The organism is Streptomyces sp. MB09-02B, assembly GCF_033794485.1.
Taxonomy (GTDB): Bacteria; Actinomycetota; Actinomycetes; order Streptomycetales; family Streptomycetaceae; genus Streptomyces.
On sequence record NZ_JARGEE010000296.1, the window covers coordinates 1 to 11399 of the forward strand.

Here is an 11399-nt window from a genome sequence, read left to right on the forward strand (position 1 = left end):
CGTTGTCGGGTGCGGGTGCGTGGGGCTTCTCGCGCAGTTCCCCGCGCCCCTAAAAGCCCAGGCCCTGCGGGCCTGAAAAGCGACGGAACTGCGGGCTTGAAAGGCGACGGTCGGGCGGGATGAAAAGCACGGGGCGCAGCCCCTGCTTTTCAGGGGCGCGGGGAACTGCGCGAGAAGCCCCACGCACCCGCGCCCGCCCAACGAACCGCCCCACCCGAGCTCATAGGCGCCCGGCAGCCAACTACGCCGTACCGGTCAGATGCTCCGGCCGTACCGGCGTCCGGTTCAACTCCAGCCCCGTCGCGGAGCGAATCGCCGCGAGGACGGCCGGGGTCGACGACAGGGTCGGCGCCTCCCCGACGCCACGCAACCCGTACGGCGCGTGATCGTCGGCGAGTTCGAGCACGTCGACAGGGATGGTCGGCGTGTCGAGAATCGTGGGGATGAGGTAGTCCGTGAAGGACGGATTGCGCACCTTCGCGGTCTTCGGGTCGACGACGATCTCCTCCATCACCGCGATGCCCAGCCCCTGGGTCGTACCACCCTGGATCTGGCCCACCACGGACAGCGGGTTGAGCGCCTTGCCGACGTCCTGCGCGCAGGCCAGTTCGACGACCTTGACCATGCCCAGCTCGGTGTCGACCTCGACGACCGCCCGGTGCGCGGCGAAGGAGTACTGGACGTGCCCGAAGCCCTGCCCGGTGCGCAGGTCGAACGGCTCGGTCGGCCGGTGCCGCCACTCCGCCTCGACCTCGACGGCCTCGTCCCCGAGGACGTCCACCAGGTCGGCCAGGACCTCACCCGCGTCGGTGACGACCTTGCCGCCCTCCAGCAGCAGCTCGGCCGTGGCCCAGGCAGGGTGGTACGTGCCGAACTTCCGGCGGCCCAGCTCCAGCACCTTCTCCCGCACCAGCTCGCAGCTGTTCTTCACCGCGCCGCCCGTGACGTACGTCTGCCGGGACGCGGAGGTCGAGCCCGCCGAACCCACCTGCGTGTCGGCGGGGTTGATCGTCACCTGGGCGACGCCCAGCTCCGTGCGGGCGATCTGCGCGTGGACGGTGATGCCGCCCTGGCCGACCTCCGCCATGGCCGTGTGGACGGTGGCGACGGGTTCGCCGCCGACGACCTCCATACGGACCCGCGCGGTCGAGTAGTCGTCGAAGCCCTCGGAGAAACCGACGTTCTTGATGCCGACCGCATAGCCGACGCCCCGGACGACACCCTCGCCGTGGGTGGTGTTGGAGAGGCCGCCCGGCAGCTGTCGTACGTCGGCCGCCTCGCCCGCCGTGAGCCACTGCTGCTCCGGCGGCAGGGGCATCGCCTTGACGCGGCGCAGGAGTTCGGCGACCGGGGCCGGGGAGTCGACGGCCTGGCCGGTGGGCAGGAGGGTGCCCTGCTCCATGGCGTTGATCTGCCGCAGCTCCACCGGGTCCATGCCGAGCTTCGCGGCCAGCTTGTCCATCTGCGCCTCGTAGGCGAAGCACGCCTGGACCGCGCCGAAGCCGCGCATCGCCCCGCAGGGCGGGTTGTTGGTGTAGAGGGCGACGGCCTCGATGTCGACGTCCTCGATGACGTACGGGCCCGCGCCGAGCGAGGCGGCGTTGCCGACGACGGCCGGGGAGGCGGAGGCGTAGGCACCGCCGTCCAGGACGATGCGGGCCTTGAGGTGGGTGAGCTTGCCGTCGCGCGTGGCCCCGTGCTCGTAGTACAGCTTGGCGGGGTGGCGGTGGACGTGCCCGAAGAAGGACTCGAAGCGGTTGTAGACGATCTTGACCGGTTTGCCGGTGCGCAGGGCGAGCAGGCAGGCGTGGATCTGCATCGACAGGTCCTCGCGGCCGCCGAAGGCACCGCCGACCCCGGCCAGGGTCATCCTGATCTTGTCCTCGGGCAGGCCGAGCACGGGTGCGATCTGGCGCAGGTCGGAGTGGAGCCACTGGGTGGCGATGTAGAGGTCGACACCGCCGTCCTCGGCGGGTACGGCGAGGCCGGACTCGGGGCCGAGGAAGGCCTGGTCCTGCATGCCGAAGACGTACTCGCCCTCGACGATCACGTCCGCGCGCGTCCGGGCCGCCGCCACGTCGCCGCGGATGATCGGCTGGCGGTGGACGATGTTCGGGTGCGCGACGTGCGCGAGGTGGTGATCGTCGCGGCCCTCGTGGACGAGGACGGCGTCCGGCGCGGTCGCGGAGGCCTCGTCGGTGACGACCGGCAGTTCGCGGTACTCCACCTTGATCTTGGCGGCGGCGCGGCGCGCGGTCTCCGGGTGGTCGGCGGCGACGATCGCGACGGGCTCGCCGTGGTGGCGGACCTTGCCGTGGGCGAGGACCGGGGTGTCCTGGATCTCCAGGCCGTAGTTCCGGACGTCGGTCGGGAGGTCGTCGTACGTCATCACGGCGTACACGCCGGGGGTGGCGAGGGCCTCGGCGGTGTCGATGGAGACGATCTCGGCGTGGGCGACCGTGGAGCGCAGGATCTGGCCCCAGAGCATGTCCTCGTGCCACATGTCGGAGGAGTACGCGAACTCGCCGGTGACCTTGAGGGTGCCGTCCGGGCGGAGCGTGGACTCGCCGATGCCGCCCTTGGTGCGGGAGCCCTGGGTCAGGTTGGTGGGCAGGCCGGTGGTTCCCATGGTCAGACCCCTTCGGACTGCCGGGCGGCGGCCAGGCGGACCGCGTCCATGATCTTCTCGTAGCCGGTGCAGCGGCACAGGTTGCCCGACAGCGCCTCACGGATGTCCGCGTCGCTCGGGTTCGGGGTGCGTTCCAGCATCTCGTCGGCGGCGACGAGGAGACCCGGGGTGCAGAAGCCGCACTGGACGGCTCCGGCGTCGATGAACGCCTGCTGGATCGGGGACAGTTCACCGCCCTCGCCGGTCTGCGAGTCGGTGCCCCGGGCCGCCCACTGCCTGGCCTCGTCGAGCGAGGTCCCGCCCTCCGTGGGCGAACCGCACGCACCGGACGCGCAACCACCCTTCTCCGCCCGCTGCTTGGCGAAGTCCGCGAGCCCCTCCACCGTGACGACCTCGCGGCCCTCCACCTGTCCGGCGGCGACCAGGCACGAGCACACCGGCACGCCGTCGAGGCGGACGGTGCAGGAGCCGCACTCGCCCTGCTCGCAGGCGTTCTTGGAGCCGGGCAGTCCCATCCGCTCCCGCAGCACGTACAGCAGGGACTCGCCCTCCCACACGTCGTCGGCTTCCTGCGGACGGCCGTTGACCGTGAAACTGACGCGCATTACGCGACTCCCTCCGTGTGGGCGGCGGTGCCGCGGTAGGACTCCCAGGTCCACATGAGCGTGCGGCGGGCCATGACGCCGACCGCGTGACGGCGGTAGCTCGCGGTGCCGCGTACGTCGTCGATCGGGTTGCAGGCGCCGGCGCACAGGTCCGCGAACTGCTTGGCGACCGACGGGGTGATGATCCGGCCGTTGTCCCAGAAGCCGCCCTCGTCGAGCGCCGCGTTCAGGAACTCCTCGGCCACCCGGGCCCGGATCGGGGTGGGCGCGGCCGAGCCGATTCCGGTCCGGACGGTGCGCGACGACGGGTGCAGGGCGAGCCCGAAGGCGCACACGGCGATGACCATGGCGTTGCGGGTGCCGACCTTCGAGTACTGCTGCGGCCCGTCGGCCCTGTCGATGTGGACGGCGCGGATCAGCTCGTCCGGCGCGAGGGCGTTGCGCTTGACGCCGGTGTAGAAGTCGTCGATGGGGATGAGCCGGGAGCCCCGTACGGACTCGGCCTCGACCTGGGCGCCCGCCGCGAGGAGGGCCGGGTGGGCGTCGCCGGCCGGGGAGGCGGTCCCGAGGTTGCCGCCGACGCCGCCGCGGTTGCGGATCTGCGGGGAGGCGACCGTGTGCGAGGCCAGCGCGAGGCCGGGCAGCTCGGTACGGAGGTTCTCCATGATCCGGGTGTACGGCACGGACGCGCCGAGGCGGACCGTTTCCTCGCCGACCTCCCACTCGGAGAGCTCGCCGACGCGGTTCAGGTCGAGCAGGTACTCGGGCCGACGGTGGTCGAAGTTGATCTCGACCATCACGTCGGTGCCGCCGGCGATCGGCACAGCGGTGGGGTGCTCGGCCTTCGCGGCGAGCGCCTCCTCCCAGCTGGCGGGGCGAAGGAAGTCCATCTGACCGGCTCTCTTCTTCGTCTCGAGTCGTTCTGTTTGAGCCAGATCGTGTGCGGCGGGCCCGGCTCGTCCGTGTGCTGTTCACGTGTTCCGGGACTCAGTACACAGCGCCCTTCTCCACCCCGGTCAGTCACGGAAACCATGAAGGAGTTGGCTGGCCAGGGCCCGCATCTTGTAGATTCGTATGAACGGAGGCCCTCTGCAACCTCTAGGCATTCCCCTGGAAACATCCTTGTTCTCGACACAGGAACGGCGGCGACGAGAATGCGCCTGCGCGCACTGCTGGACACCGACGCGCTGGGCCTCAGGCTGCTCGGCGGTGAGGACGAGCTGGACCGCGCCGTGCGCGGTGTGATGACCACCGACCTCAGGGACCCCAGCCGCTACCTCTCCGGCGGCGAGCTGGTACTGACGGGCCTCGCCTGGCGCCGCGACGCCGCCGACTCGGAACCCTTCGTACGGCTCCTGGTCGGCGCCGGCGTCACCGCGCTGGCCGCCGGGGAGGCCGAGCTGGGCGCCATCCCCGAGGACCTCGTCGTGGCCTGTGCCCGCCACCGGCTGCCGCTCTTCGCGGTCAACGAGTCGGTGGCCTTCGCGACCATCACCGAGCACGTCGTACGGCAGGTCTCCGGCGAGCGCGCGGGCGACCTGGCGGCCGTGGTGGACCGGCACCGCCGGATGATGACCTCCGGCCCGGCGGGCGGCGGCCCGGACGTCGTCCTGGACCTGCTCGGCTCCGACCTGGACCTGCGCGCCTGGGTGCTCTCCCCCGCCGGCCGGCTCGTCGCGGGCCCCGAGGACGCCGGAGGGGCCCTCCCCGCCGAGTTGCGCGCGCGGCTGTCCGCCGAGCACCTGGCGGCGACGCGCACCGGACGGCGCGGACCGCACCGCGTGGCCGTCGGCACCACCACGTACTCGCTCTTCCCGATCAGCGGCACCGGCCGGGGCCCGGGCTCCGGCGCCGCCCGCGACGTGCGCGAGACGCTGCTGTCGGACTGGCTCCTCGCGGTCGAGGCCGACGCCGGGGACTGGCCCGCCGAACGGCTCGACCTGCTGCACGGCGTCACCCAGCTGATCGCGGTCGAGCGCGACCGCCGCGACGCGGCCCGTACGGTACGGCGCCGGCTCGCGCAGGAGGTCCTGGAGCTGGTGCAGGCGGGGGCGGCCCCGGCCGAGATCGCGGCCCGGCTGCGGGTGGCCGCGCCGGTGCTGCTGCCCGGCCTCGGGGCGGCGCCGCACTGGCAGGTCGTCGTGGCCCGGGTGGAGTGGGAGGGCGGCGAGGTCGACAGCGGCCCGGTCACCCAGGCGCTCCTGGAGGAGATCCTCGTCGATCCGCTGTCCACGGGCCCCGAGCCGTCCGACCGCATCGCCGTCGCCCACTCGGGTGAGGAGGCCATCGCCCTGGTCCCTCTCCCGGCGGTCTCCTCCGAGCACGACGGCTCCGAGTCCGGCATCCACGCCGACGTCCTCCTCGCGGCCGTACGCGGCCCGCTGGGCGCCGGTCTCGACGACGACGGCCGGCTCACCCTGGGCGTCAGCGCGGCCGTGCACTCCGCCGAGGGGCTGCGCGGCGCCCTGGAGGAGGCCCGGCACGCCCGGCGGGTGGCGGCGGCCCGCTCCGGCCGGGTGTGCGCGGCCGGCCACCAGGAACTGGCCTCGCACGTCCTGCTGCTCCCCTTCGTCCCCGACGACGTGCGCCGCGCCTTCACGGCCAGGCTCCTGGACCCGCTGCGCGACTACGACCGTCGGCACCGCGCCGAGCTGATCCCCACCCTGGAGGCGTTCCTGGAGTGCGACGGCTCCTGGACGCGCTGCGCCGCCCGCCTCCATCTGCACGTCAACACGCTGCGGTACCGGGTGGGCCGCATCGAGCAGTTGACGGGCCGGGACCTCTCCCGGCTGGAGGACAAACTGGACTTCTTCCTGGCCCTGCGCATGAGCTGAGGTCAGGGGGTGGTGGACGAAGATCGAAGTGCGCCGTCCGCACCCCATGACTTTGTGAATTCCTTCACCCACCCCCTTGGCCGGGCCCCGTGATTCGTGCTGAGATGCCGCCACCACTCAAAGCTCAAGGACGTGCTCGGGGAGGGCAACGTGGCGCATACCGCCATGTCTGGTGACGGAACGACAGCCGGTGACGATCCACTCCAGACCGCGGTATGGCGGCTGCGCTCACGCGCCTGCTGGGTCGACGCCGCCGCCCTGATCGAGCCCGACGGTCCACGGGCCTCGCTCCAGCGCACCGCGCTGCTCGTCGAGCGCTGTCTCTACACCGAGCAGGGCTGGGAGGACGCCGAGGACGCGCTGCGCACGGCCGAGGCGCAGGCCCGCACCGACGACGAGCGCGGCGCGGCGGCCTGCGAGCGCGGCCAACTGGCGTACGCGGCCACGCTGCTCGGGGTCCGGGACCGCTCCGACGAGGCGCGGGCCGCGCTCGGCCGGGCGGCGGCCCTGATCGCCCCCGGCGCGCCCGGCCGGGCCCTGCTCGACTTCCGCCGGGGCCTCATCGCGGAGAACCTCGCCCGTTCCCCGCAGTCCGCGCGCGCTGCCTACCGCCGGGCCCATGCCGGCGCCACGGCCCATGACGACCTGCTCCTGCAGTCCTTCACCTGGCGCCATCTCGCCGGACTCGCCCTGCGGGAGGGCGAGTTGGCCGAGGCGCGGCACGGCTTCGCCGAATCCCTCCGCATCCGGGAGGAGTTGGGCTACCTCGTGGGCACCGCCCCGGCGCTCGTCTCCCTCGCCGAGACGGAGTCCGAGCCGGAGGCGTCGCGACTGCGAGAGGAAGCGGGGCGGTTGTTCCGACTGCTGGGGGGTGTACCGACGTGGCTGGCACGGCAGTTGGCCCCACCGCCGGCGGCGACGGCGTGACGGGCCGTGGCGTGACCGGCGAGGGGTGCGGGCGGGTACGTCGAGTGCGGGTGCGTGGCGGTGCGTAGTCGGGTGCGTGTGTCTGGGGGGTGGTCGCGCAGTTCCCCGCGCCCCTGAAAAAGCAGGGGCTGCGCCCCGTGCCTTTCATGCCGCAGCGCCGTTAGACCTCGTTTCTTATGGCGCTTTTGCGGTTATCGTGCCTGAGGGTGCCTCCCGTTGGGGGTCGGGCAAACGGTCGGGAGGATGGTGGACGAGACGTTTGACGCCGTTGGAGAAGCGCTGTGTTGCGCCGCAACCATCCGGCTGGGCGGGGCCATGGAGGTGCTGACCGAGCGGTCAAGCCTGTTCGACGCCTACGCCTCGATCATGGCGGGAGTGGAGAGCATCAGGGCATTTCTTGATGGCCAGGAACTCGACGACGACTTGCTCGGTTCTGCGTTTGCCGAGAGCTGGTCCCTAGATGCCAGGTACCCGGCAGGGCTCCCGGGTCATGCCTTCGTTGGAGGCTGGACGCGTCTAGTGTTCGGCACGGTGGTGCTGACCAGGCCGAAGCAGCAGAACATCGTGGCAGTGCAGACGCTGGGCTTCGCCTCGGAGGCGGCGGCAGCCTGGCCGTCCGTGGTCCGTATCGGCTCCTTCGACAGCCTGGCCCGCTTCGAGGTGACTTGCCAGCGGGAGGCGGAGGACCGGCTCCGGAAGGACGGCCTACCTGCTCTGTGGGCACTGACGGAAGACTGGTCGAAGCAGTATCGCCAGGTGGCGGAACAGGTCCTCGGGTAGTAGTCGGCGCCTCAGCCTGCGAGTCGTCGATAGCCGATGAGGGTTGCGGCTATGCCGACGAAGGCGAGGAAGTGCTCGACCTTGCGTTCGTAGCGACGGTGGAGCCTTCGGCAGCCTGCCAGCCAGGACACGGTTCTTTCGACCACCCAACAATGCCTGCCCAGTCGCTGTGAGGACTCGACGCCCTTGCGGGCGATGCGGTGGCGGTTTCGCCGGCTTCCGGCGCCGGGGCCCGCGGCGGGACCGGATGGGCGGGATGCCGCGGACGAGAGGTTCCAGGCCCAGGCTGTCGTGCATGTTCGCGCCGGAGATACCCAGGGACAACGGCAGTCCGTTCCGGTCGGTGATCAGATGGATCTTCGATCCCAACTTGCCACGGTCGGTCGGATTCGGTCCCGTCAATGGCCCCCTTTTGCGGCCCGCAGACTGACGGAGTCGATCGCGCACCGCGACCAGTCCAGCTCACCCCGCGCTCCGAGTTCGTCCAGGATCACGCGGTGGAGCCGGGCCCAGACCCGGTCCCGGCTCCACTGGGCGAACCGGCGGTAGACCGTGGGCCAGGCGGGGCCGAACACCGGCGGCAGCTGCCGCCAGGCGCATCCCGATGTGGCCACGAAGATGATCGCAGCGAGCGCTTCGCGGTCACCCGCCCGCCGCCGACCCCCGCCCTGCGGACGCTTCACCTCTATCGGCGGCACCACCCGCCGGAACAGCACCCACAACTCCTCTGGCACCAGCCGCTCAACCAGGTCCGTCATGCACGGTTCAACGAGCGATCACGCCATAAGAAACGGTGTCTTAAGCCTTTCAGCCCGCAGACCGTGGTCTTCAAGGTTCTGTCTGGAGTTCGGATCACGGGTGGTGCGATGCTGCGGAGCCAGAGCATCGCACCACCCAGGGACATCCGGCTTCGCAGTTCCCTGAGGGCCGCGGCGCCCGACCGGGCGGCTGATTGTCAGGAAGGAACGGCCTCCCCCTGTAGCTCAGTTGCGGCTCACGGACGGCTGTGGGAACCCCGCCGACTACGGCCACGACTATTCACCACGACCAGACAACCTGACCACCGGCCGTCGGCGGATCATCCGCCTGGCCCGGCGCTGGCCCTGGACCAGCCGCATCACCACAGCTCTCGAGCCCAGCCCCTACGACAGCGGCTCAACCCGGAACAGTGGAGCCCGGCGCCCCCAGAGGCGGCACTCAGCTCCCTGGGCCTGCACAGCCTCCGCCCTCGGCACGAAAGCGGTCCACCGACTCCGTCGGCGGACCCTCGCGAAACTTCGAGGTTGGTCTGCGCCGGAAGAACTCGCCAGCTCCTTTCACACTACGCATCCCGGTCGCTACCCTGTGTTTCTTGGTGGTGGCCAAGTGGCGAGGTGCCGGTGGATAGGCGTGAGCAGGGCGCAGCAGCGGCGAACTACAATGAGATCAGTGGGGGCACGATCACTGGAGGTCTGGTTCAGGCCAGTTCAGTCTCGGGCGGAATCCATGTTCACGGCGTTTCACGGCTCGCGGTAACGCCCCGGCAATTACCTGCAGCCCCGGTCGGGTTTGCTGGCCGGGCCTGCGAACTACGTCGGCTGACCGTTGCGCTGGAAGAGGATTCGGACGCAGCGGCTGTGGTGATCTCGGCGATTGGCGGAACGGGTGGCGTCGGGAAGACCAGCCTGGCGCTGCGCTGGGCTCATACGCACCTTGAGTTGTTTCCTGATGGTCAACTGCACATCAATCTCCGGGGCTTCGATCCTGTCACCGAGCCTACGACGGCGGAGAGGGCCGTGCGTGGGTTCCTTGACGCATTCGGCGTAGCGCCTAGTGCGATCCCCGTTGATCCTGATGCGCAAGCCGCGCTGTATCGCAGTCTGCTCGTGGGCAAACGGATGCTGATCGTGCTGGACAACGCCCGTGACACAGCCCAGGTCGAACCGCTACTGCCGGGTACTTCGACCTGCGCCGTGTTGATCACCAGCCGCAATCACCTGACCGGGCTGGTTGCGCGCGGAGCGCACCTGATTGACCTTGACGTCCTCACCAATGGTGAGGATTGGACGCTGCTGTCTCGCCGTCTTGGTGAGGAGCGACTCGCGGCCGAGCCGCGAGCTGTCACCGAGCTCTTGGACTACTGTGCAGGCCTGCCATTGGCGTTGAGCATCGTCGCTGCGCGCGCCGCACTCCAGCCAGCTCTTCCCTTGTCGGCCCTTGCGGACGAACTCCGCGACGCCGCCGAGCAGCTCGACGCTCTGAGCGGCGGAGAATTGAGTACAGATCTACGGGCCGTGATGGCCTGTTCCCTCCAGGCACTCGGGCGCGACGCGACCGACATGCTCTGCTTCCTCGCCCTCGCACCAGGCCCAGACATCAATCTGCACGCCGCCGCATCTATCGCCGCGACAACGCCTGCAAAGGCTCGGCAGCTGCTTCGGTCCCTTGCGGCAGCGCATTTGGTCCATCAGCATGTACTCGGCCGCTACCGGATGCACGATCTGGTACGGCTATTCGCCGCCGAACGTGCCATACAGGATCTAGGCGAGCCTGCATGCGATGCAGCGTTGCGCCGGCTGGTCGACTTCTACCTGCGTACCGCTCACGCTGGTTCGCAGATTTTGTACCCCCACAAGGAACCACAGATCGAATTGGAACATCCGCTGCGCGGGTCTCTTCAGTACCACCTGCGCGATATTGAAGCAGCTCTACGCTGGTTTGACACTGAACACCCGTGCCTACTGGCCGTACACAATCACACGATCCGCGAGGGCTGGTACCTCCCGGCATATCAATTCACCTGGGCGCTGGACACTTTCCGTGAACGCCGTCACCACGCCCAGGAACAATTTTCCGCATGGCGAGTGGCACTTGCTGCTGCCCGCCATCTAGGCGATTCCGTCTCTCAGATCGAAGCTGATCGACGACTAGGCAATGCCTGCTCCCGCGTGGGAAAGTACGCGGAGGCCTTTCATCATCTGCAGCGAGCACTCCGCCTGGCCACTGATACAGCTGACCTTCCCAGCCAGGCACTCACCCACATCAGCCTCGGGGCGGTTTGGGGTGATCAGGGAGACGAACGAAAAAGTTTAGAGCATTCACTCAGTGCCCTCCGACTATACAAATCCCTCAACCATCCACCGAAAGTGGCGCACGCTCTCAACAACGCGGGTTATGCGCACGCCACGCTGGGCGACTACGAACAAGCGCAGAACTATTGCAATCAGGCCCTCACTCTCGCCCGTCAGCACCGAAACCGTCCACTAGAGGCAGATACGCTTCATAGTCTCGGATATGTCGCCCTCAGGACCAGCGCACACAGTCGCGCCCTGCGCTACTTTGAGCAAGCCCTAGCGATGTACCGCACCGATGGGAACAGCTACGCCGAGGCCGCTACACTCGAAGATATTGGAAGTATTTTCGCTGCCCTTGGTCACCTCGATCAAGCGCGCCTCACGTGGCATGAGGCGTTGAGGCTATATTGATCCGAAACTCAAAGGGTTCTATTCGAGGATGTAGCGGACGTGCGGGCCGCCGAAGTAGCCTCGGACGATGTGTGGCTGGCGTTGGCGTCGGTGGAAGAATCGGCGGGTCTCGGCGGCGAGTTGGGCCTGGTCGCGGGCCCGGCTGTGCATCGGCAGGCTC

At 69.5% G+C, this 11399-nt stretch carries 7 protein-coding genes and 3 pseudogenes; 5 read left to right on the forward strand and 5 right to left on the reverse strand.

Annotated features, from left to right (window positions below; translation table 11 throughout):
• Positions 1 to 241 precede the first annotated feature (241 nt).
• From P1P70_RS31370 to P1P70_RS31380, 3 genes are read right to left on the reverse strand one after another with little or no spacing between them, the layout of a single operon-like run.
• Complete coding sequence (locus P1P70_RS31370; protein ID WP_319243792.1) at positions 242 to 2629, reverse strand: xanthine dehydrogenase family protein molybdopterin-binding subunit; 2388 nt, start codon at positions 2627 to 2629, stop codon at positions 242 to 244.
• Between the two features lie 2 nt (positions 2630 to 2631).
• Entirely contained in the window at positions 2632 to 3234 is a 603-nt protein-coding gene (locus P1P70_RS31375) for a (2Fe-2S)-binding protein (protein ID WP_319243794.1), read from the reverse strand.
• Positions 3234 to 4124 (reverse strand): FAD binding domain-containing protein, encoded by an 891-nt coding sequence (locus tag P1P70_RS31380; protein WP_319243796.1) that lies wholly within the window; start codon positions 4122 to 4124, stop codon positions 3234 to 3236. The genes P1P70_RS31375 and P1P70_RS31380 overlap by 1 nt, the downstream gene beginning before the upstream one ends.
• 264 nt (positions 4125 to 4388) lie before the next feature.
• On the opposite strand from P1P70_RS31380, the gene P1P70_RS31385 reads away from it, so the two are divergent.
• The 3 genes from P1P70_RS31385 (at position 4389) to P1P70_RS31395 (ending at position 7775) form a co-directional block, all read left to right on the forward strand.
• Positions 4389 to 6068 (forward strand): PucR family transcriptional regulator, encoded by a 1680-nt coding sequence (locus tag P1P70_RS31385; RefSeq protein ID WP_319243798.1) that lies wholly within the window; start codon positions 4389 to 4391, stop codon positions 6066 to 6068.
• A gap of 150 nt (positions 6069 to 6218) precedes the next feature.
• Entirely contained in the window at positions 6219 to 6995 is a 777-nt protein-coding gene (locus P1P70_RS31390) for a hypothetical protein (protein WP_319243800.1), read from the forward strand.
• Between the two features lie 243 nt (positions 6996 to 7238).
• Complete coding sequence (locus tag P1P70_RS31395) at positions 7239 to 7775, forward strand: hypothetical protein (RefSeq protein WP_319243802.1); 537 nt, start codon at positions 7239 to 7241, stop codon at positions 7773 to 7775.
• Positions 7776 to 7786: 11 nt separating this feature from the next.
• Here P1P70_RS31395 and P1P70_RS31400 read toward each other — a convergent pair.
• Positions 7787 to 8533 (reverse strand): annotated as a pseudogene (locus P1P70_RS31400) (IS5 family transposase).
• 240 nt (positions 8534 to 8773) lie between these two features.
• On the opposite strand from P1P70_RS31400, the pseudogene P1P70_RS45895 reads away from it, so the two are divergent.
• Together P1P70_RS45895 and P1P70_RS31405 are read left to right on the forward strand one after the other, a co-directional pair.
• A pseudogene (locus tag P1P70_RS45895) lies at positions 8774 to 8909 on the forward strand (IS1380 family transposase); the annotation flags it as partial.
• 245 nt (positions 8910 to 9154) lie between these two features.
• Entirely contained in the window at positions 9155 to 11239 is a 2085-nt protein-coding gene (locus P1P70_RS31405) for a tetratricopeptide repeat protein (protein WP_319243804.1), read from the forward strand.
• Between the two features lie 18 nt (positions 11240 to 11257).
• Here the strand turns inward: P1P70_RS31405 and P1P70_RS31410 are convergent.
• A pseudogene (locus tag P1P70_RS31410) lies at positions 11258 to 11399 on the reverse strand (IS630 family transposase); the annotation flags it as partial.

Coding starts and splice junctions, on each gene's coding strand:
- P1P70_RS31380 (WP_319243796.1), bottom strand. CDS start 4,124: ATGGACTTCCTTCGCCCCGCCAGCTGGGAGGAGGCGCTCGCCGCGAAG.
- P1P70_RS31375 (WP_319243794.1), bottom strand. CDS start 3,234: ATGCGCGTCAGTTTCACGGTCAACGGCCGTCCGCAGGAAGCCGACGAC.
- P1P70_RS31395 (WP_319243802.1), top strand. CDS start 7,239: ATGGTGGACGAGACGTTTGACGCCGTTGGAGAAGCGCTGTGTTGCGCC.
- P1P70_RS31370 (WP_319243792.1), bottom strand. CDS start 2,629: ATGGGAACCACCGGCCTGCCCACCAACCTGACCCAGGGCTCCCGCACC.
- P1P70_RS31385 (WP_319243798.1), top strand. CDS start 4,389: ATGCGCCTGCGCGCACTGCTGGACACCGACGCGCTGGGCCTCAGGCTG.